This window comes from Paenibacillus larvae subsp. larvae, assembly GCF_002003265.1.
Classification (GTDB): domain Bacteria; phylum Bacillota; class Bacilli; order Paenibacillales; family NBRC-103111; genus Paenibacillus_H; species Paenibacillus_H larvae.
Map to the genome: position 1 here is coordinate 3,762,972 of NZ_CP019687.1, position 21,654 is coordinate 3,784,625.

At 44.2% G+C, this 21,654-nt stretch carries 23 protein-coding genes and 1 pseudogene; 17 read left to right on the forward strand and 7 right to left on the reverse strand.

From position 1 onward, the window contains the following. Positions 1-131: 131 nt before the first annotated feature. From BXP28_RS19570 to BXP28_RS25665, 9 genes are all read left to right on the forward strand, one after another. Positions 132-902 (forward strand): ABC transporter ATP-binding protein, encoded by a 771-nt coding sequence (locus tag BXP28_RS19570; RefSeq protein WP_036655962.1) that lies wholly within the window; start codon positions 132-134, stop codon positions 900-902. Then, positions 889-2,832 carry an ABC transporter permease gene (locus tag BXP28_RS19575; RefSeq protein ID WP_023484840.1) on the forward strand — a complete coding sequence of 648 codons (1,944 nt, stop codon included), beginning with the start codon at positions 889-891 and terminating at the stop codon, positions 2,830-2,832. The genes BXP28_RS19570 and BXP28_RS19575 overlap by 14 nt, the downstream gene beginning before the upstream one ends. A gap of 371 nt (positions 2,833-3,203) precedes the next feature. Continuing rightward, entirely contained in the window at positions 3,204-4,193 is a 990-nt protein-coding gene (locus tag BXP28_RS19580) for an ABC transporter substrate-binding protein (RefSeq protein WP_023484841.1), read from the forward strand. Beyond that, positions 4,190-5,266: a FecCD family ABC transporter permease gene (locus tag BXP28_RS19585; RefSeq protein ID WP_096761286.1), complete on the forward strand. Its 1,077-nt coding sequence runs from the start codon at positions 4,190-4,192 to the stop codon at positions 5,264-5,266. Before BXP28_RS19580 ends, BXP28_RS19585 begins: the two co-directional genes overlap by 4 nt. Next, a complete protein-coding gene (locus BXP28_RS19590) occupies positions 5,250-6,041 on the forward strand; it encodes an ABC transporter ATP-binding protein (protein WP_023484843.1) in 792 nt (263 codons plus the stop codon). Before BXP28_RS19585 ends, BXP28_RS19590 begins: the two co-directional genes overlap by 17 nt. Positions 6,042-6,222: 181 nt before the next feature. After that, positions 6,223-6,567: an antibiotic biosynthesis monooxygenase gene (locus BXP28_RS19595; protein WP_023484844.1), complete on the forward strand. Its 345-nt coding sequence runs from the start codon at positions 6,223-6,225 to the stop codon at positions 6,565-6,567. A 378-nt stretch (positions 6,568-6,945) separates the two neighbouring features. Further along, positions 6,946-7,467, forward strand: coding sequence for a GNAT family N-acetyltransferase (locus BXP28_RS19600; protein WP_036655967.1), 522 nt, complete (start codon positions 6,946-6,948; stop codon positions 7,465-7,467). 137 nt (positions 7,468-7,604) lie between these two features. Then, entirely contained in the window at positions 7,605-8,042 is a 438-nt protein-coding gene (locus BXP28_RS25660; RefSeq protein ID WP_024095302.1) for a P1 family peptidase, read from the forward strand. Between the two features lie 17 nt (positions 8,043-8,059). Continuing rightward, positions 8,060-8,413 (forward strand): P1 family peptidase, encoded by a 354-nt coding sequence (locus tag BXP28_RS25665; RefSeq protein ID WP_327194549.1) that lies wholly within the window; start codon positions 8,060-8,062, stop codon positions 8,411-8,413. Here the strand turns inward: BXP28_RS25665 and BXP28_RS19610 are convergent. Continuing rightward, the gene (locus tag BXP28_RS19610; RefSeq protein ID WP_036655968.1) at positions 8,320-9,099 is read right to left on the reverse strand and encodes a M15 family metallopeptidase; all 780 of its coding nucleotides are present in this window, start codon (positions 9,097-9,099) and stop codon (positions 8,320-8,322) included. The genes BXP28_RS25665 and BXP28_RS19610 overlap by 94 nt on opposite strands. 150 nt (positions 9,100-9,249) lie before the next feature. After that, a complete protein-coding gene (locus BXP28_RS19615) occupies positions 9,250-9,648 on the reverse strand; it encodes a VOC family protein (RefSeq protein ID WP_077585287.1) in 399 nt (132 codons plus the stop codon). Between the two features lie 248 nt (positions 9,649-9,896). Here BXP28_RS19615 and BXP28_RS19620 point away from each other — a divergent pair, with 248 nt between their 5' ends. Continuing rightward, positions 9,897-10,139 (forward strand): hypothetical protein, encoded by a 243-nt coding sequence (locus tag BXP28_RS19620; protein WP_024095298.1) that lies wholly within the window; start codon positions 9,897-9,899, stop codon positions 10,137-10,139. A gap of 218 nt (positions 10,140-10,357) precedes the next feature. On the opposite strand, the gene BXP28_RS19625 is transcribed toward BXP28_RS19620, so the two are convergent. Continuing rightward, complete coding sequence (locus tag BXP28_RS19625) at positions 10,358-10,570, reverse strand: hypothetical protein (protein WP_024095297.1); 213 nt, start codon at positions 10,568-10,570, stop codon at positions 10,358-10,360. Positions 10,571-11,028: 458 nt separating this feature from the next. Here BXP28_RS19625 and BXP28_RS19630 point away from each other — a divergent pair, with 458 nt between their 5' ends. From BXP28_RS19630 to pfkB, 4 genes are all read left to right on the forward strand, one after another. After that, on the forward strand, positions 11,029-11,814 hold the full coding sequence (locus tag BXP28_RS19630) for a DUF4240 domain-containing protein (RefSeq protein WP_023484849.1): 786 nt from the start codon (positions 11,029-11,031) through the stop codon (positions 11,812-11,814). A 119-nt stretch (positions 11,815-11,933) separates the two neighbouring features. After that, positions 11,934-12,686: a 23S rRNA pseudouridine(2604) synthase RluF gene (gene rluF, locus BXP28_RS19635; protein WP_023484850.1), complete on the forward strand. Its 753-nt coding sequence runs from the start codon at positions 11,934-11,936 to the stop codon at positions 12,684-12,686. A gap of 205 nt (positions 12,687-12,891) precedes the next feature. Then, complete coding sequence (locus BXP28_RS19640) at positions 12,892-13,458, forward strand: DeoR/GlpR family DNA-binding transcription regulator (protein ID WP_023484851.1); 567 nt, start codon at positions 12,892-12,894, stop codon at positions 13,456-13,458. Between the two features lie 66 nt (positions 13,459-13,524). Further along, positions 13,525-14,460 carry a 1-phosphofructokinase gene (gene pfkB / locus BXP28_RS19645; protein ID WP_023484852.1) on the forward strand — a complete coding sequence of 312 codons (936 nt, stop codon included), beginning with the start codon at positions 13,525-13,527 and terminating at the stop codon, positions 14,458-14,460. 101 nt (positions 14,461-14,561) lie between these two features. On the opposite strand, the gene BXP28_RS19650 is transcribed toward pfkB, so the two are convergent. Then, positions 14,562-15,794: an aminopeptidase gene (locus BXP28_RS19650; RefSeq protein WP_023484853.1), complete on the reverse strand. Its 1,233-nt coding sequence runs from the start codon at positions 15,792-15,794 to the stop codon at positions 14,562-14,564. Between the two features lie 193 nt (positions 15,795-15,987). Continuing rightward, positions 15,988-16,158, reverse strand: a complete 171-nt coding sequence (locus BXP28_RS22985) for a GNAT family N-acetyltransferase (RefSeq protein WP_024095293.1) — start codon at positions 16,156-16,158, stop codon at positions 15,988-15,990. Between the two features lie 491 nt (positions 16,159-16,649). Between BXP28_RS22985 and BXP28_RS19655 the strand changes: the two genes are divergently transcribed. Beyond that, on the forward strand, positions 16,650-17,282 hold the full coding sequence (locus BXP28_RS19655) for a L,D-transpeptidase (protein WP_077585179.1): 633 nt from the start codon (positions 16,650-16,652) through the stop codon (positions 17,280-17,282). A gap of 324 nt (positions 17,283-17,606) precedes the next feature. Here BXP28_RS19655 and rlmD read toward each other — a convergent pair whose 3' ends face one another. Beyond that, complete coding sequence (gene rlmD / locus BXP28_RS19660; protein WP_023484855.1) at positions 17,607-19,217, reverse strand: 23S rRNA (uracil(1939)-C(5))-methyltransferase RlmD; 1,611 nt, start codon at positions 19,215-19,217, stop codon at positions 17,607-17,609. Positions 19,218-19,894: 677 nt separating this feature from the next. Here rlmD and BXP28_RS19670 point away from each other — a divergent pair. Both BXP28_RS19670 and BXP28_RS19675 read left to right on the forward strand, forming a co-directional pair. Beyond that, on the forward strand, positions 19,895-20,122 hold the full coding sequence (locus tag BXP28_RS19670; protein ID WP_024095292.1) for a hypothetical protein: 228 nt from the start codon (positions 19,895-19,897) through the stop codon (positions 20,120-20,122). Further along, positions 20,122-20,211 (forward strand): annotated as a pseudogene (locus BXP28_RS19675) (DUF4080 domain-containing protein); the annotation flags it as partial. The gene BXP28_RS19670 and the pseudogene BXP28_RS19675, both read left to right, overlap by 1 nt. Positions 20,212-20,656: 445 nt before the next feature. On the opposite strand, the gene BXP28_RS19680 reads toward BXP28_RS19675, so the two are convergent. Then, the gene (locus BXP28_RS19680; RefSeq protein WP_023484856.1) at positions 20,657-21,622 is read right to left on the reverse strand and encodes a type I phosphomannose isomerase catalytic subunit; all 966 of its coding nucleotides are present in this window, start codon (positions 21,620-21,622) and stop codon (positions 20,657-20,659) included. Positions 21,623-21,654: the final 32 nt, after the last annotated feature.

The following is a 21,654-nucleotide window of genomic DNA, read 5'->3' on the forward strand; positions in this document are numbered from 1 at the left end:
ATGTTTCTGACGGAGCGGCTATCTACGTGACGAAATTGTAAGATGGGGTCACTTTAATCGATGGTTGATTATTCGGATTTGATAGATACTTGGATTATCGAGAAAACGTGCAAGAAAGAGGGAGAAAGACAATGACGAAACCTGTACTGATTACAAAAGGTGTTACGAAAACTTACGGTGCTAAAAATAATATGTATATGGCTTTGGACCATATTGATTTGGAAGTGAATGAAGGGGAATTCGTCGGAATTATGGGCCCATCCGGTGCCGGAAAAACAACTCTTCTGAACATAATTTCCACTATCGACACACCTACTTCAGGTGATATCATAATTGACGGCCAAAGTATTGTGAGAATGAAAGAGGAGCAGTTGGCGCTGTTTCGCCGGAGCAAACTGGGTTTTGTTTTTCAGGATTACAACCTGCTTGATTCTCTGACAGTCCGGGAAAACATAGCACTGCCACTTGCTCTTTCCCATGTTAAAGCTGCTGAAATTGATGAGCGGGTAGTCCGCATCGCCAAAAAATTCGGCATTGATCCGATTCTGGATAAATACCCTTACCAGATCTCCGGAGGCCAGAAGCAGCGCTGTGCGGCTTCCCGTGCGATGGTATCCAACCCGAGCCTGATCCTGGGGGACGAGCCGACAGGCGCTTTGGATTCCAAATCGGCAACCGATCTGCTGGAAAGTATGAAAGAGCTGAATGAACAAGATAGAGTTACGATTCTTCTTGTTACTCATGATGCTTTTGCTTCCAGCTACTGCCAACGGGTCCTGTTCATTAAGGATGGCAGACTGTTTACCGAACTGCGTAAGGAAGACCTGACCCGTAAACAATTCTTTAACGCCATTCTGAACATGCTGTCATCTATCGGGGGTGGAGTAAGTGACGTTATTTAATCTTGCTTTGCGTAATATCAGAAAGAATTTCAAAAACTATTTCATTTATTTTGTTTCTATGATATTTAGTATTGTGATCTACTACGTCTTTGCAGCGATTAAGTATAATTCCCAAATCCAGCAAGCGGCTGATGCTTCCAAGAAAATATCAGGGGCCTTTACTTTCTCCGGTGTATTATTAATCTTGTTTTCCGCTTTGTTTATCATTTATTCCAATGGCTTTTTCACACGGAAACGCAAGAAAGAAGTAGGGTTATACTCGCTTCTGGGTGTGAGAAAAAGACAAATCGCCAAGATGTTGGCCTATGAGAATCTGTTTATGGGGCTCATCGCCCTGATAGTTGGAATCGGAATTGGCGCCCTGTTATCCAGTGGCTTTACCAAGCTGCTGCTTATGCTTATGGGTGTAGATATCGGTGTAAATTTTGAGATACCTGCGGCAGCAGTTCTCAACACGGCTGTTGTATTCTTTGTCATTATTTTGTATACATCTTTCCAGGGTTACAGACTGATTTACCGTTTTAAGCTGATCGATCTCTTTAAGGCGGAAAGCCGTGGAGAGAAGGTGCCTAAGGGGTCTTTTGTGATTGCCTTATTGGCCGTTGCAATGATCAGTTCCGGATATTATCTGGCCTATAACTTTTTGAAAATGCTAACGAAATTTGGCAACCCTATGCTTCTTCCGTTGGCGATTCTGTTCCTGACCGTAGCCGGAACTTACCTGCTGTTTCATTTCTTTACGGTTATCCTGATCAGAGTCAGACGCAGAAATAAAAAAAGTTTTTATAGCGGCATGAACCTGGTAAGTACATCCCAATTGCTGTACCGGATCAAAGGAAATGCAACTACCCTGGCGACGATTGCTACCCTCAGTGCAGTTACGCTGGTTGCTATCGGAGCTTCGGTTTCGCTTTACTTTAATGTTAGTAATCAAGCCGCGGAAGCTTCTCCATACAGTTACAGTTACGAAGTGACCTCCCCCGAACTGAACAGGAAAGTGGATCAGGCTCTCAATGAGTTTAAAGGAGATCATCCTGTTGAGAAGGATATGACCATAAAAACTTTTCAAGTGAAAGGACAAGTGCATGATGCGGGTAAAAAACTGGATGCTTCTAAGCTGGGGGACAAAGATAATTCGACGATTGTAGCGTTTAGCGAATTTAAGAAATGGGCTCAAACTTTCGGAAGGGATGTGGAGCAAAAACTTGGAACGGGAGAAGCAATCCAGCATAGAGATGAACAAATTTCTTCTGTCATGGAGAAAATGGGTTTAAATGTTCCAGAGACTTTTTCCTTAGTTGCAGGGAAAGAAACTATTGATTTGAAGGTTGTCAAGAGTGGGGCATATCCATTAAAAAACGGGTATTTCAATGCGGTTATTGTGCCGGATGAGGTCTACCAAAAAGCTTTAAAAGCAGACTCCGGACTAAAGGAAAAAGAAATCCGTTTAATCAATGTAAAGGACCAGGGGAGCAGTAAGGAACTGACGGCCGCTATTGCGAAAGCCTCGAATGAGAAAGCTACAAGTTATTATGAAGTTTATAAGAGTGGACTAGAGGCTACGGGTATGATGATCTTTATAGGCACATTTGTCGGACTCGTTTTCCTGATTGCCACCGGTTCTATTATTTATTTCAAACAGTTGTCTGAAGCCAATGCCGATAAAGGCAAATATGACATTTTACGCAAAGTAGGGGTTACTCCTAAGGAAATGAAGAAAGCCATTGGCAAACAAATTGCCTTTGTCTTTGTTGCCCCTTTGGTCGTAGGAATCCTGCACAGCATCTTTGCACTTAAAACAGCCAACCAAATATTCCAAGTTTCCGACAAGCTCCCGCTTATAATGAGCATGGTTGCTTATGTGCTTATCTATATTGGCTATTACTTCCTGACAGTCCGTTCTTACTTCAATATTGTCCGGAAAAGTTAATAGATGAAAAGGCGAAACTCCCGCTTAAAACTCAAAAAGCGGGGGTTTTTTGTATGCAAAAGATATAACCTTTCTTAAACCCTTAGTTGTACTATCCCCCTGCTTCAGAAAAACGGTAAAATTTTGGATCTGCTTATTTGAACTCCCTTATACATTTAAAGGATAGCAAGGTTTAAACAGAAGGCAAGGTTTCTGAGTGAAGGGGAGAATGGCACTAAAGATCTGTGAATAGAGTATTAGGTAAGAAAAAGGGAGAAATAACAATGGCAAAACCGATTGACATTGATAATCATTATCAATTATAGTAATCTTTGAAGTCATAAATGGTAATGATAATCATTATCATTTAATATATAGAAGGAGAGGATATTATGTCCCTTACACGTAAATTTACTCCCGCAGTCTTAGCTGCTGTTGTCTTGCTGGCCGGGTGCGGAATAGCCAAGGATGAGAGTAAAGGGCCGGCGGGTTCGGTAAAACCCAATGCTGCGGTCACGACCAACCCGTCCGCTTCCTCTAAAATAAAAGTCACTGATTTTACGGGAAGGGAAGTAATATTTGATAAAGCTCCTGTAAGTGTAGCCACACTGGCCTTGGGGGATCTGGATATTGTACATAAGCTTGGAGCGAATATAGTGGGCAGACCTGCAACAAAATCCCCGCTGCCTTCAGAGGGATTAAAAAATGCAGCAGAAATCGGAAATACGCATCAGCCGAATTTTGAGAAACTGGCTGCAGCGAAACCGGATCTACTGATTGCCGGTGCGGGCTTTAACAAACATATAGCTACCGTGGAAAAAAACGGGACAAAAGTATTGATGACCTCGGCTAATTCTGTAGCTGATATTCAAAAAAGCATTACCCTTTTTGGTGAAGTATTAGAAAAAAAGGAGGAGGCGAAAAAGCTGACCCAGGCTATTGATGATAAGCTGCATGCTATGTCTTCAGCCGGAAAAACCGGTGTCCGTGCTCTGCTGGTTTACGGTGCACCCGGAACATATATGGCGGCACTTCCGAATTCTTTATCCGGTGACGTAATGGCTAAATCCGGAGGGGAGAATGTGGCAGCTGATTATCCGCAAACGAAAGATTTCCCGCAGTATGCGGAACTTAGTTCCGAACGGATAGTTGAAAGCAACCCTGATGTTGTTTATCTAATTACTCATGGAGATCCTGGAGCTGTTAAAAAATCTTTTGAAGCTGAAATGTCCAAAAACGCGGCATGGAAAAATCTGAAAGCAGTGAAAGAAGGGAGAGTAATTATTCTGCCTCCGGATCTGTTTGGTTCCAGTCCTGGGACGAAGATTACAGATGCACTAGACTTCATGTCGGATAATCTGAAAACGGCGGCGAAGAAATGAGATTGGAAGCAGCTGTTAAAGCTGGACACCCCGCCGGAGCTTTTAGGCGTGGAGCTGAACGTCACCCCATGTCCCGCAGGAGATGGATACTGGCTATATCACTCAGTTTGCTCTTGCTGGTTTCCTGTCTGTATGGACTGGTTAAAGGGGCTGTACCGATAAGGTTAAGTGATATTTGGCAGGCCATTGCAAGCAGCGAGGATACCATGGCACGGAGGATTGTCTGGGATTTGCGCATTCCGAGAGTGATCATTGGTATTCTGGTAGGAATGTGTCTAGCTTCAGCCGGCGCTCTTCTGCAGGGCGTAATGCGCAACCCCTTGGCAGACCCGGGAATCATTGGCGTATCTTCCGGTGCGGGACTTATGGCAACCCTTATTCTGATCGTATTTCCGGCCTATACTTTATTTCTTCCCATTGCTGCTTTTCTAGGGGCCTTTGTCACGGCCATGGCTATCTATATACTTGCTTGGAATAAAGGAGCCACTCCCGGGAGAATTATTTTGGTAGGGATCTCGATTAACGCTGTTATCGGCGCCTGTATGAGCGCTTTAATGCTGCTTTACAGTGATCGTGTTCAGGCCGTTCTCCCATGGATGAGTGGCGGGATTTCAGGGGTAAGCTGGGATCATGTAAATATGGTCGCTTATTATGCTGTTGTTGCTCTTGTTCTTTCTCTTTTCGGTATTAAACATGTTCGGATACTTATGCTCGGAGATGAAATGGCCAAACTGCTGGGTCACCGGGTGGAGAGAAGCCGGCTGGTTTTAATTGTGCTAAGTACTCTTTTGTCCGGTATTGCTGTTAGTGTATCGGGGCTGATCGGATTTGTGGGCCTGGTAGTTCCGCATATGATTCGGCTTCTGATCGGGAACGATTACCGGTATTTACTGCCCATTTCCGCTATCGGAGGGGGAGCACTGGTTGTGTTGGCGGATACTATTGCAAGAAGCTGGTTTGATCCTATTGAGCTTCCTGTAGGGATTCTGCTTTCTTTCTTGGGAGGACCTTTTTTCTTATTGATCATTCATAAAGGAGGGAAAGAACGTGAGAAGCGTGCTGCTTACGAATGACCTTTCGTTTCGTCATTCCGGACAATTTGCCCTGCAGGACTTGAGCCTTTCGGTGCAAAAAGGAGAGATCATCAGCCTTCTCGGGCCGAATGGTTCAGGAAAGTCGACGCTGCTTAAGCTCATGGCAAGGCTGCTTGAGCCTCATCAGGGAAGTGTAATTCTGGACGGGAAAGAACTGGCTTCTATGAAAACGGTGGACGTTGCCCGCAAACTGTCGATGCTTCCCCAAATGAATGACCACCAGCTTGATCTTACAGTCAGAGAACTGGTTGAATTCGGACGTCATCCGCATAAACCGTGGTTCCAAAGACTGGATCATGAAGACCATCTTATTGTGGATTGGTCACTTGAATTAACGGGACTTGGGACTTATGAACACCGTTTCCTTAAATCATTGTCCGGCGGGGAACGCCAGCGTGCCTGGATTGCCATGGCGCTGGCCCAAAAACCGCAGGTACTTCTGCTGGATGAACCTACGACCTATTTGGATATAGCACATCAGCTCGAAGTAATGGAATTAATCCGGCAGCTTAACCAGGAATATGGAATGACTGTCATCATGGTGCTGCATGATATTAATCAGGCTTCCCAATATAGTGATCGTCTTGTGGTAATGAAGAAGGGGAATATTGAGTATGACGGCCCTCCGGAATGTGTGCTTTGTAAAGCTATGTTTCAGCATATTTTTGAGATTGAAGTTGAAATCTACGAAGATGGGGAGAGGCCCTTTTTTACACCAAAACGGTGCTGTAATCGTGCATCTCAAACCATATAGGAGGACATCATGAAAGTAAAGGGAGAACAGTACAGCCTGAAGCGGGTAAAGCGCTTGGCCCCCACGGGATTCCTCTCATCCGTCATGCTATAATGGGAGGGGAAGAAGCTGAGCAAGTAGTCCAATTTTTAAAAAACATGTAGCTGTAAATGAAAAAAATCATGGAAGGGAGACGATAACGATGATTCTGTTCATGAATACAATTCGCGTGAAGAACGGAACCGGAGATGTACTGGCTAAACGTTTTCAAAATCCAAAAGGAGTTCAGAGCTTTCCCGGTTTTGTCCGTATGGAGGTCTTGAAAACAGAAGGAACCGAAGATTACGAGGAATTTAAAGTATGCACCACCTGGGAAAGCAAGGGGGATTTTGATAAGTGGGTCCATAGTGACGCTTTCAAACAATCCCATGCTAAAAACAGGGAGCTGAATTCCGATATTTTGGGTAATCAATTAACCATGCATGAAATCGTGGTCTCCCGTGATCCCGATCCTAATGTCAGAAAGCATGTAGAGCAACCCCTTTAAATCCATAATCCTCTGGAATTTTAACCTCCGTCTGTCAAAGACGGAGGTTTTTTATTTGGAACATCTTCTTAGATTCAAAGCAGGGAGGAAAGGGTATATGACATGGATATGGCATATAAAGTCAGGACTCATATACTCCACTTTCTACGAATAGTATTCACGAATTTGCCAATATTTCGTGGAAGTATTAACCATAACACTAAAAAAAATGAACAAGAAGGAAAGGAGGGATATCGTTTTTTGGAACCGGTTTATTCTATTTGCTTTTACTGGGTTTGATTACATATCCTTATAGTTGCGTGAATCATTCGTTTCTGATATTTATTAGGAGGAAAGCAGGGATGTTTCAGCTATTTTAAGAGAAAGAGGTGAGCCATTTTGTATGTTATTCGTAAAGCAAGACTATCCGATATGAAAGATATACAAAAGATTGCCCGGAAAGCTTGGGTTCATACATATAGAGAAATTTATCCTATTGATTTTATATATACCTTTGTAGAATATGCATATTCCGATAAGCATTTGCTCAAATTAATCAGATCTGTTTTAGAGGCCAGCCCGGATTTATTTCTGGTTGCGGAAGAGGAGGGAACCGGCCAACTGCTTGGCTTTATTCGCATGGCAGAACGCTGTATGGGTAATTATGAACTTACTCATTTCTATGTACAACCGGACTGGATCGGCAGAGGGGTAGGAAGCTCCCTGCTCGGATCTATCATTGAACTCAACCCCCAAGCTGAGATGCTGACTGCATGGGTAGAGAAAGAAAATATGGACACAGCATTCTTTTTTGAAAAGAAAGGATTTCGTGAGGTTACCCAAAGTACGGAAATCATTCTGGGGTTTCCTTTATCCCATGTATGCTACGAATGGCACCGCCATATACGGAGAACTCATTAAGCGGCCTCATGTACCACTCGCGGATGATCCCCAACTTGTTTTTATAACTTTGAACGAATTATTTCACGTCTTGGTATTTCTTAAACTAATCCCCTTAACTTGCTTAAACTCATCACTCGTTTTTCACGATTTAAATAGTGATAACTGATATCCCCGGCATCCTTGTGGGACACGCCCAGAATGAAGAGGCTCTCACAGGATGTACCGCTATTTTGTTTGAAGGAGGAGACGTATGCAGTGTTGACGTGAGAGATCTTCACCGGGAACCCGGGAAACGTCCCGATCGGGAGATGGGGTATGGGGCCAATTCAGCAGCATCCGGCGGACCTTTCGCGGAAGGTAATGCAGGAGCGGGCTGTAGAGATTTTGTCGGAAAATTGGCCGGCTTCCAACGGGCCATGAAAAGCGGACTTGGCACTGCTTCGCTGCACTTGCCAAACGGCCTGATCATAGGAGCGATGATGGCTGTTAACGCTGTTGGAGAGATCCGCAACCCAGAAAATGGAGAACGTGTAGCGGGTATTCTAGGGGGTTTTATGATATTCCGCCAGGTACGAACACCACTATCGCGGTAGTAGCCAGCAACGCTAATTTGACCAAAACGCAGCTAAAAAAAGTGGCCGGAATGTCCCACGATGGTCTGGCACGTTCCATTTATCCGGTACATACTATGCATGACGGGGATACCGTCTTTGCCGCCTCAACCGATGGAGTGGACATGCCGACAGATATCGTGGGCGCACTCTCCGCCGAAGTGCTGGCCAAAGCCGTTCTCAGTGCTGTCCGTCAGGCGCAAAGCGCAGGCGGGCTCAAGGCCAGCAGGATGTATATGTCTAATTATACGGGTATGGCCTACTTGGAGTTGGAAACAGGAACTACCCCAAAATATTCCTCCATTGTAAGACCCTTCTTAGCTATATTCTGGGCATCTTCAATTCCCAAATAGCGAATGTGCCATGGCTCGTATTGATAGCCGGTAATGGCTTCCTTTCCTTTAGGATAGCGGATGATAAAACCGTATTCAGGAGCGTGCTTTTCGAGCCAATTGGCTTCCGGGGTGCTTGCAAAGCAATCGTTTGCCGCACATTTGCCTGTACTGCCCGAAACATCAATGGCAAGCCCGGTTTCATGTTCACTATGTCCGGGAACGGCACTATACTTCTTTGCTGCTTCCTCGCCATCCTTCTTTACATAGTTGTTAAATACAGTGGTTTGTGTTTGATAGGAGCGGTATGCCGATACACCTGCCAGGTTGATACCGTCCTTTTTGGCGCCTTCAAACATTTTTTCCAAAGCTTCAGCGGCCTCTTTGCGCATCATGCGTTTTTCAATCTTTTCTTTGAAAGTGAAGGGAACATTAGGATATACAAGATCGCTTGGTGTATAACCATCTGGCAGTTTATATTGTTTGTTCACCATAACGGAGATGCTTGTTGGCTCTGTTATCACTTGCTTAACGGCATTTCCGGCTTCCTGTGTTGATTTTCCTTCATTGGATGCAGGCGTGCTGCTTACTGCGGGCGATGGGGAATTTGCGGCTTCCGGCTCTTTTTTGTCCTTACTGCAGCCTGCGAATACCGCAACAGCAAGTACAAGCAGAAGGGCTGTAGTGAATAAAGTGCGTTTGGTCATAAATAAAATCCTCCCTGTACTCAAGTAAATCTAATTGAATTCTCTGCTCCATTTTACTAGAATATCATACTTTTTCGCTTAAATATAAAAAACCTGCAGCGCAGGTTTTGAGCTTATAGAGAAACCCCTGAACGCCGGGAGAAGCTTCTGTTATTGCTTTAGCAAAAATTGGTTTCCATCTACATCTTTGAAAGTGGTAAAAATACCCCAGGCCATTTCCTTAGGTTCGTCCAGAAATTCAACACCTTTTTCCCTAAGCTGATTGTAAGTTTCCTGAATGTTATCACAAACAAAAATAAAGGAAGGCTTCAGTTCATGATGATTCGGCATCATTGCCTTTGGATAGAGAACGAGACGGGTCTGCCCATTTTCAGGGCCTATTTCTACCCAGTTTGCTTTTGGCCCCATTGGATGTTTCTCATGGACGATAAATCCCATTTTCTCAGTCCGGAATGCGATGGATGCTTCTTGGTCTTCTACATAAATGGTAGAATGCCCGTTTGGAGAAGGTGTCCCTTTCTCTTTTGCTTTTTCATAATCCTTCTGCATTTTAATGATGATAGGTAAGAATGTAGCAGATGCATTTTGAGGCATAACATTTACTAGCATTACTGCAAAAACAGTCGCCGCAATCAACAACGAAACTACTTTTTTCATTCGTAACACGCTTTACACTAACCTCCTACTATACTAATTTTTACCATAAAATATAAACTATACCATACAATTTAAAAAAAACCAATTCCTATGGTAGAATTGTATAAGTAGTTTAATATGAGGAAGGGGCTGTTTATTATATGAATCATAGAAATAAAGTTATGGAAGCATTATCGATGAATCGGGAAATAGAATTTTCTTATAAAGGTGAATTATTTGCTCTTGTATATCACAAAGAAGGATGGTGCCTTGTTAATAGGAAGGAAAATCTGTCAAAATACTATAAAACTAACAGAGAATTAATTAACGAAATCCGTATAGATGGTTATTCTTTCGAAGAATTATTACAAAATAAAAATATGAGAATAGAACAAATTTTTTAAGATTACGTTAGGTACAGTAGTATTACCCAATTAATACCCAGTGGTAACTTCCAATAGAGGTAATCAAAGTGAAAGATACACTTAACTGAGGTTTTTTATTTTATGGTTACCTTGATTGGTTTTTACGCTTTTTGCCCTGCTCCCAAACCTTTCGTTCAGAAGCAGGGCTACTCCAAATACTTAGAAAATGAAAGTACATAAATCGTTGAGATAGACGTCTAACCGTAAATATACATAGCCAAGGCGGCAAAACCGGCAACCGTTGCGATGATGTATACGGCGGTAAGGCTGACCCAATATTTTTCTGTTCTTGTATCGTAAGCAGGATTGCCCTCCCTGTTGGATTTGGACATTCCGATAAAAATCGTTGCAAGCGCACCTATAAGTATAACCAGCACGATTAGAATGATATAGAGGGTAAAATGTTCCATGCTTTTTATCCCTTCTTTTTCAGCCGGAGCTGTGATAAAAGTCACCTTTATTTTAACTAATTTGGTAATCATATTCTAGAGAGAAATGTGACAAAGAAGGGACACCGAAGCAGCGGGTCCCTTTCTGCAGATTGAGACAGGAAACCGCCTGCAATTACCTGCCTCTATGTTTTTGTTTCTTCTTTTGCCTATGAAGTTCCCGTAGTGAGGGACATCCCGAGGGGGAAGGTTACTGACACGTCTTTGGTCATGACGACGTGTGTCTAGGACTACCAACCAGACTGTGTTTTTACACTCCACTTCTTATTATACGGGAGTACGAAAAATATAAAGGGTCAAGAACGGATATAAGAAAAAAATCCCGGCAGTAACAGTTGCTAATTCATTCAAAAAAAGATACATTCAAGAAAATAAGTAAAAAGAGTAAAGGGCCAAGCAGGATTCAGGAGAATGCAAATATGGAAACGGTTTTGATTTACCAAGATGAAAAATCTAATGAATTTTGGAAAATAGATGTTGTGGGAAACAGTTACTCTATCACCTCCGGAAAAATAGGTACCCAGGGCTCTATCCAGTTTAAAATATTTGAGTCCCCGGAGGAATGTGCCAAGGAGGCCGAGCAGCTGATCAGGACCAAGCTTGAAGAAGGTTATTGGCAGGTGGAAGGGTCCGAAAATCTGATTCGCCCTCATGCCATGAACGAAGAAGAATTTTGGAAGCTGCTTGAAACGGCGAAAACGATGGGCATTGATATGGAAGAACAAGTGGAATGGCTGATCCGTACTTTATCGGGCAGATCGGTTAGAGAAATTGTAGAGTTTGATGTATGGCTTCATTCGTTTCATTATGCTTCCTGTCAGTCTTCATTATGGGCCGCAGCTTATATTATTTTGGGCGGCTGTTCCGATGATAGCTTTGATTATTTTAGAGCCTGGCTGATCTATGCGGGCAAAGAGGTATACAACAGGGCTTTGCAGGACCCGGAAAGCCTGATCCCGGTACTTGAAAAGCTTGAAGATTACGAATATCCCGAATATGAAGATCTATTGTATGCGGCTTCGGATGCCTATCAGGAAAAGACAGGGCGTAACGATGATGATTACCAGGAGTTGTTTGAGCAGATTACAGGCGGATTATTAGATTATCCCGAAATTGAGCTGGATTGGGAGCAAGACGATGAGGAACACCTCCGCAACAGATTTCCGAAGCTTTGGGAGCGTTATGGCGAATATCCTATGGGGTAGATCAGGCCTGGAAAAGGATCGGTTCATACCAAGAATCGGTTCTTTTTTATTGGGGAAAAAATATGGTACACTACGAAAATAAAACAGCAGAGCACATAAGCGTGAAAGGGAATAACAGTATGAGGATTAACAAATTTATAAGTGAGACAGGAGTTTGTTCCAGGAGAGAAGCGGATAAATGGATAGCCGCAAACCGTGTAACCATTAATGGGGTACCGGCGGAACTGGGGAGCACGGTTGAAGAAGGGGATGAAATCCGCGTGGACGGCAAACCCCTTGGCGAGAAGAAAAAAGGAGTGTATATTGCCTTAAATAAGCCCGTAGGCATAACATGTACGACAGAAAAACATGTCAAAGGAAACATTATCGATTTTGTGAACCATCCCGAAAGAATCTTCCCTATCGGAAGATTGGATAAAGATTCACAGGGGCTTATATTACTTACCAATGACGGGGATATTGTAAATCAGATCCTGCGGGCCGAAAACAACCATGAAAAAGAATATGTAGTTCGTGTCAATAAGCCTGTGACGGATGAGTTCGTGAAAGGCATGGCAGGCGGAGTCCGTATTTTGGGGACTAAAACAAAACCGTGCAAGGTAACCCGGATAAATGACCATGTATTCCGCATTATCCTTACCCAGGGGCTGAACCGTCAGATTCGCCGGATGTGTGAAGTATTCGGTTATCAGGTCGTACAGCTGGAGCGTGTGCGAATAATGAACATTCATTTGGACAAGCCTAAGCTGCGCCTTGGCGAGTGGAGGGACCTTGCCCGTGAGGAGCTCCGGGAGCTTCTTGTCAGAGTTAAATATGATCATGATCCAAAGAGTGGTAAACATGTTCGCCATACTGTATCCTCTAGGTCGTGACGTGATACTAGTAGATGTGCAGGCGGGGCAGGTGATTGTCCCGTTTTTTGTTTGGGATTCCCGCGCAGTTTGTCCCTCTATTTCAAAATCTTACATTTTCGCAGGAAAGAAAAAGTGATTTACAGATAATAAAGACCTTACTATAATAAAAGTAATCACAAACAATCACAAACAATTATAAATAATCACAAATGGGGCTGCGTTTATGATGTTTGAGCAAGAAAGAAAACAAAAGCTTGCGGAGAAAGAGCGGATAGCCGCCCAGGCAGCAGACATGATTGAAGAAGGAAACACCCTATTGCTTGATGCAGGTACAACCACCTTCTATTTGGCCAAAAAATTGAAAAAGTTTGGCCATCTGCGGGTAATTACCAACTCCCTCCTGATACTCAATGAATTGAAAGATTCCCGGAATATCGAACTGACGCTTGCCGGCGGGATATTCAGGCCTGAAACACAAGCATTCATTGGCCCAATGGCGGAGGAGTGTCTGGATATGGTCCGGGTGGATCTTGCCTTTTTAGGTGCCAACGGTTTGGATTTGGAGGAAGGCTTAACTACCCCGAATCTGCTGGAAGCCGCAATGAAACGCAAAATGATACGGATTGCCAAACAAGTGACTGTGCTGGCAGACCATAGCAAAATCGGGAAGGTCTCTTATGGCAAAGTGGTCGGCCTTACTGATGTGGATTCCTTTATTTTGGATACGGGGGTACCGGAAGAGTTTGTATCTGCCTTGAACCAGAGGGGAATTCAAGTAACATTAGCGTGAAGTGCCGGTCCAATTTCGATTCACATTAAAGATAAAGGGCTATTAAAAAATACGGGAGGAATCATCATGAACATTATTACGGTTACATTGAATCCGGCTTTGGACAAGACAGTTATGATCGAACAATTGAAACCGGGAGGCTTAAACCGTGTGGAAGAAATCCGGATGGACCCCGGGGGCAAAGGAATTAACGTAGCCAAAGTATTGAAAAGCTTTCCTGTTAATGTTCTGGCAACAGGTATCAATGGAGGCTATGCGGGGCGACAACTGCTGGATCATTTGGAACGGCTTCAAATTTCACACCGGTTCTCAACTTCCGGAGGGGAGACGAGAACGAATCTGAAAATTGTTGACCGTAAAACGGAGGTTACTACCGAGATTAATGAAAAAGGAACGGAAGTTTCGGCAGAGACGATCCGGCATTTTCGCAGAGAGTTTACCGGTCTGCTGGATGAAGCATCTTTACTGGTGATAGGAGGAAGTCTCCCGCCGGGAATATCGCCGCAGTTCTATGCTGAGATCATTCGGGAGGCCGAAAAAAAAGGTGTACAGACTGTACTGGATGCTGACGGAGAGGCCTTCAGAGCGGGTCTGGAAGCCTCTCCTTCTGTCGTAAAGCCCAATATTCATGAATTGGAACAGTATTTAGAAAGGGCTCTAAACGATGAAGATCAGGTGGTTGATGCTTGCCGTGAACTGCTTGCCAAGGGAATTTCTTGGGTAATTGTCTCCATGGGAGGAGAAGGCGCTATTCTCGTCAGTGAAGATGAAGTCATCCGGGGGAGGCCTTTTCCAATCCGCCCCGTCAGTACGGTAGGGGCTGGAGACTCCATGGTGGCGGCCATTGCATTCTGTTTACTTGAAAACAAAAACCTGGAAGAAACCGCACGGTGGGCTACCGCAGCGGGAACCATTACTGCTTCAAAACCCGGAACCGGCGTTTGCCGTTACCAGGAGGTTCAGGAGCATCTGGCATTGGTACAGACTGAAAGATGGACATGAACGAAGAATGAGGATAGAACTATGAACAAAAAAACGGACAGAGCGGGCAAAATGATTTTTACCCCTCTGTCCGTTTTTTTCTGCACGATTTATCTAAAGATTTAAATGGCCCAGTTTCCTTTACGGAATACAGGAACTACCGTCCCATCTTCCTGTATACCGTCGATATCCATCTCAGCAGATCCGATCATAAAATCTACATGTGTCAGACTGTGGTTCAATCCTTTTTGTTCTAATTCTTCCTTGGACATGGATTGACCACCGGCCAAATTAAAGGCATAAGCACTCCCAATGGCCAGGTGGTTTGATGCATTTTCGTCAAATAAGGTATTAAAAAACAATGTATTGGATTGGGAAATGGGAGATTCATGTGGAACGAGAGCCACTTCTCCTAAATAATGAGAGCCTTCGTCCGAATCAACCAGCTGCTGCAGAATTTCTTGTCCCTGTTCTGCTTCCACTTTCACAATACGGCCGTTCTCAAAGGTCAACTTAAACCGGTCGATCACATTTCCCCCGTAATTAAGGGGTTTGGTGCTTGAAACATAGCCGTTTGTCCCATGTTTATGAGGAGCCGTAAAGACTTCTTCTGTTGGCATATTCGCCATAAAAGGAATTCCTTTCTCATTGATACTGCCCGCTCCGACCCAAAGGTGATTTTCCGGAAGTTCAATTGTTAAATCTGTACCGGGTGCTATGTAGTGTAGTTTATGGAACTTCTTGCTGTTTAGGATTTTCACTTTTTCGTGCAGGGTCGCGTCATGTTCTTTCCAGGCCTGTACCGGATCTTCTGCGTGCAGACGCACTGCTTTGAATATGGCTTCCCACAACTTAGAGACCGCTTCTTCCGGACCTGCATCAGGGTATACTTTAACCGCCCAGTCTTTGGTTGCGGCTGCCACGACTGTCCAGCTGACTTTGTTGGACTGCATGTATCTGCGAAATCTTTCCAGTGCCTTTCCGGCTGTTTTCTGGTAATTTCCGATCCGTTTCGGATCTATGTCTTTAAGCAAATCCGGGTTCGGAGAGGAGATGGAAATAAAAGCGGCTCCTTTATCCAGGAAGGCATCTCTTTTTGCAACTTCCCATTCAGGAAACCGGGTGAACAGTTCGTCCGGGGCATGTTCATACTTTAACCGCGTTAAGGCTTCATCGCTCCAGTCCACTTGAACATTAGCTGAGCCTGCTTCATAGGCCTTTCGGGCAATAAGACGGGCCAGAGTGGTCATTTCCGTGTTAGCAACCACAAAAACTTCTTGCCCTGGTTGAACATTGACCCCTACCTTCACAATCAGTTCCGCATATTTCTCCAAATTTTGATCGAATGTTTTCAAAGAACTTCACCTTCCTCTAAATTGATCACTATTTAATCACTATACCAGTAGTTTGCATAAATCAAAATATTCATACAGGTAGGGTACCTTTTTTCTAATCCGGACTCAACGCCTATTCCCGGGCTGCTATGATCATAAACCGTTCGGAGTTTGTCCGGATTCCTTTTGAGGTCCAATTTTCTCATGTCATAAGCTACTCCAATTTCAGACTCATGGTAATGTTCCTTTCGGTGAACGGGTCTTGACTTGATCCTACGAGTACCCACCCTGCTAATTGATCCTCCTCCACAGCTACGAAGTAGTATCCCCCTTTCTCCAAAATCGGGCCAACAAGCTGTCTGACTTTCTCGTCTGCCGGGTTCACTCTGCCGAGCGTCCCTTCGAATAAGGATTGTGGCGAGAGTTGTTTATCTGATATTCAACTTTTTGGGTTTGATTGATCCAAAAATTTTACAAGATTCCGTTCCATTAGCTGCTTCTATATTAGCAGAGGAAGTGTGCCATGAACATAAGGGACGAATAAAGTCCAAAAAAAAACCCTCTATCGGGGTACCAGGCTGTAGGAGACAAAATCCTGTAAAAAGATTTTTTTATGAAAAATATCCCGACCATTCACTGTGAACTGCTCCCTTGTCAAGACAGTAGAAATAATTAAATGGAGATTGATGAATTACCGCTGATTTGTGGCCAACTTTTGAGATTGAACGTATAATAAAGAATCCACTCACTTGAACAATGCGAAGTTGAGCTTTTAGAATTGACTTCCCTTGCGTTTTGACAGAAACGGAGGGACTAAGCTACAATTCAATTCATAATAATGAAGATTTATAGACTGCAAATGCGGGAGGATTTTATATGAAGCACACACGGCGAATTGTATTATTGATGATAGCTGCTCTATTGCCCGTTAGTCTGATGGCAGCTTGTTCACAATTAATATATAAAACGGAAAAGGCCAGCTCTGAAAAAAGCAAGTCTATTGAAAAGACGGAAACCTTATCAACAGAAACACCTAAGAACGTAAGAACAAAAACGGAGAAAAAAGAAATAGATTGGACAAAACCCTCAGGCGGAGAATATCCTGACATTAAAAATAAGGACTCCATCTGGATTGATGTGTCTACACAAAAACAGGAGGCATATATAAAAAATGGAAGCAAAATAATATACACTATGCTTATTTCGTCAGGCCTCGATCAAACAAAGGGTAATTCAACGCCAAAGGGTACATACTATGTAGAACCTGAACGAGGTGAATGGTTTTTCTCCCAAAGATATCAGGAAGGCGGAGAATATTGGGTTTCATGGAAGAATCACGGAGAATTCCTGTTTCACAGCGTACCCATGACCAAGGATAAGAAAGTTATTGAAAAGGAAGCAAAAAAATTAGGAACAAAAGCGTCACACGGGTGTATCAGGCTTGCTATTCCCGATGCAAAATGGATTTATGAAAACATACCTAAAAAAACCAAAGTGGTGATCAGTTAATTGAGAAAAAATTAATTCCGTCCCATTGACTTATCTTCGCTACTGTCCAATCACATAAGGGTTCAGTTTCTTGTATGTAAATCAAGGATTACCCTCAAAAATCTTATAATTAACATGAAAAAATGTATATATAAAAAGAGAACGCCGGGTTAAAACAACGTTCTCTTGATTTTTTAATCTCTGATCTTAATCCTCAGATAGGCAGCATTCTAAGTCCAATACCACTGAAACTTTCGATCTTATCCATCAATACCTTATTTTTAAAGTCACTGCCGTTCATCTTGAAAATCATGTATCGGGCAGAATGTTGAAAACTAAGGATTTCTAGGTATCGATTCGCTGTATTCTTATTACGCACTCTACATGCGCCGTCTGGGGAAACATGTCGACGGGCTGCACCCACTCGGCGCTGTAGCCGCCGCCGAGCAAGGTCCTGCAATCCTTCGCCAGAGTTGAAGGGTTGCAGGACACATACACCAGCCGCGGCGGCTTCGCGGCCAGGATCGCGCGCAGCAGCGCTGCATCGCAGCCGGTCCGGGGCGGATCGACCACGACTACGTCGGGTCGAACGCCCTCCCGGACCCACTGCGGGAGCAGCTTCTCTGCACGGCCCGTATAGAAGCGGGCATTGCCAAGCCCGCTTCGCTCCGCGTTGCGGCGCGCGTCCTGCACGGCATCATCGATGATCTCGATGCCGCGCACTTCGCACGCCAAAGGCGCCAGCCACAGGCCGATCGTGCCTGTGCCGCAGTAGGCGTCGACGACGAGTTCGTCGCCGGTAAGGGCCGCCGCCTCCTTGACATAGTCATACAGATGAACCGTCTGGGAAGGGTTCAGCTGAAAGAAGGCACGCGGCGACAGTTCAAAGCGGAGCGGACCCAGCGTTTCCTCCAGACGGTCTTCACCCGAGAGATGTACTGTCCGCTCTCCAAATACCAGCGGAGTATCGTCCGGATTCACATTGTGGGCGATCTCCGCCACCTCCGGCATACGCTGATGCACGGCCGAAACGAGTTTCTCATGTTTAGGCAGAAAGGGGGTAGCGGTGATTAAGGTGAGCTGTACTTTTCCGGTGCTTCTGGCCACACGCGCTACGATTGTACGCAGCACACCGCTGCGTTTTTTTTCGTTATACACAGGAATGTCAAGTTCAGAGACAATCTCTTTCATGACCTGCATGACATGATTAATGACCGGGTCCTGCACCAGGCATCCGGAAATATCGACCAGATGATGAGTACCGGGAGTATATAAGCCGGTTATCACCCGGCTGTCCCGGACTTCTGTCTGGAGTTGGGCCTTATTACGGTAATCCCAGGGATGATCCATTCCCCGGATGGGACGGATAAGGATGCCGGCATTATCCCCCAAATATCTCCGGAATGACTCACGGACGATTTCTTCCTTAGCCGCAAGCTGGCTGCTGTAGGTCATATGCTGCAGTTGACAGCCTCCGCACTGGTCAAAAACAGGACAAGGAGGTATCTGGCGGTCGGGAGAAGATTTCTCGATTTCTGAAGGCTTCGCTTCCAAATAGCCAGACTGTACTTTAGTCACCTGGGCTTTGACTACTTCCCCTGTGATCGCTCCCGGAATAAAAACAGCTTTTCGCTTGTAATACCCAACCCCCTCTCCATTTATACCGATCCGTTTAATAGTCACCACAATGCGATCCCCGGGCCGGACATCTTCAGCGGAAGAAACTGTACGGACGGATCTGTTTGGACGGTCATCTTTCTTTTTCCGAATCTTCCGTTTGTCGTGGTTTTTTCTTTTATTCCCCGGGAAATCCCCACTTTTTACATGATTTTGTGGATTTATCCACTTTTTATCCCGTTTTTTAGAATTTGTTTGCTCTTTTTGTTGATTGTATTCCAGATTTTCCTTCATCTTTGTTCCTTCCTGCATATGAAAATGGACATATATGTTCAGCATTTTCCTTCATCTTATGTCGTTTGAAAAACTTTTCAGGTCTATAATCTATGCAATATGCTGTTTCTACATGAATCTTTGTTCCGCGAGCCATTTGCAGATGGACTTGTCCGGTTGAATTTGTCTTTACTATATCATGTCCGTCTGTTAAAACAAATGCTTTACTTTGATCCCCCTATTCGCCATCGTCCATGAATTATTTACAAATCTGTCCGCTGCTTGTCGGTTTTTTTTGTTCCATATGGAACAATCGAACCTCACAGTTGTATTCATCTATCGAAGAATCAAAACTGAATCAGATATTAATCAACAAAGTCTTTACATAATCGCAGCCTGCAGGAATAACGGCGATGAACCAGATTCATTAGACATCGTTTGGTTTTTGTGTTTAGGAATCTTATGGTTGTTTTCGAGGAAATTGGCGGATTTTGGGCAAAAGTCTGGCGAATCGTGGGGGATTGATACCGAGTTGTATTTACCGGTTTTCGTAAAAGTTATTACTCATTTTGATGGATTTGCAGCTTCTTTCGAAAACGGGATTGGGGGAATTGCATCCAGGTCATTCCTTATACAGCTTCTGTGAATACGTTTTCCTGTAAACGGGAATATTGAACTTATAACTAAATGACAGCGCTTTATTTAAATAAGAAGAAACTCGTTGAGCAGGGGGTAATCACTGTATGCTGCTGTATCAGATGATTCGTATGCTGGAAGACAAAACTGCACTGGATATAGCTATCCGCGAACAGAACGGGGATGGGGACGCTCTGATGCGGGAGAAGGCCAGACTGGAGGAGCAAATCCGTAAGCAGGCCAGCAGATGGCAGTCTGAATTTGCTGATTCAGATCTCGGGGCGGAGGATGGTCTGCTTACGGTACCTGAACTTGATCCTTATACTCCGGTCTGATTCTTCCTTTTACTGATATTGTCAGGATCAAACGGGTGGAAGACGTGTTGGAGAAGTACTGGAATGCGCAACGGATGGATTACACCTTAATGAGAAAGAGATTTATAAGCATGTGGTATTGGAAAAGCTTCCATTCGATCTGTCACGGCTTCTTGATAAAGGCCAAGTGAATGATTCCGTCAGCACTTTGCTGATCATATATTAATCTTCCCGACCGGAGAAGACGTGTATCTTTTAGTATACCCTGAAATTAACATAAAACCATAAAAATGGGATGCCCCAAAAATTGATTGGTGGTTTTTGATCCCTCTTAGAGTTAAATTTCAGCTGAAAAAGAACCTCCATCTCCACTTTGTCAGTGGATTGGAGGTTCTCTCGTATGGAATTTGGGACTGGCCCATTTATACGAACACTTTTGGGACAGAGCTCCTCAAACTATAGACATAATTTTTGAATACATCGCCTACAGGTAAAAGGTTTTGGCTATAGAGTGATAGCATGTCCTTTCATTCCGGGGAATAGCTAAGGCAAGAGTTAAGGTACAAAACTGCGAAGAACCGTCATATGGCCGTCCAGAGAGTATTTACCGAGTGTAGCCGGCAGAAGGAAACAATCCCCGCGCTTAGCATCAATGGAACCGTCTGCCCAGGAGATATAGCCGCTGCCTTCGGCAATTACAAAGAGAACAAAACTTTCCGCGTTTGTACTCAGTTCCCACTTGCCGTTTACTCTTCCCTTTTGGACCAGGAAGTAAGGGGATTCGGCAATGGTCAGCCATTCCTGATCCTGCTTCAGATCCGTTTTCATCTGAGTTGCTCCGGCACCTTCATATGCTGCCATATTGAGGGAATCTTCAATATGAAGCTCTCTTGGCTTGCCATCAAGGCCTGGACGGTTATAATCATACAGCCGGTAAGTAGTATCCGAATTTTGTTGGATCTCCGCTACCAGTACACCTGCTCCAAGGGCATGTACGGTTCCGGCCGGAATGTAGAAGGAATCGCCGGCCTGAACGGAAACTTCTTGCAAAGAATCCAGAATGCGGTCTTCTTCAATTGCCTTTTTTAATTGTTCGCGATCAACGCCTTCCTTGAGGCCGTAGATGATTTTGGCTCCGGGCTTTGCATCCAGCACATACCACATTTCGGTTTTGCCAAGCTCTCCCTTTGCCAATTTCTCATAATCATCACTAGGATGAACCTGAACGGATAAGTCATCATTGCAATCCAGGAGCTTTACCAGAAGAGGGAAACGCCCTGTTTTTTGGGAAAAGCCCTTGGTACCAAAAAGGATTTCACCGTAAGATTCACGAACTTCGTCCAATCCTTTCCCGGCAAACTCCCCGTTTATTACAGTAGAAGTGCCGTTGGGATGGTCAGCAATCATCCACCCTTCACCAATATGTCCTTCGGGAAGCTCCAGTCCGAATTGCTCCAGCGCTCTGCCTCCCCAAACACGTTCTTTAAAGTCCGGTTTGAATTTTAGAGGGTATGGTTTCAATCGTACTCCCTACTTTCTGTTATATATAAGTA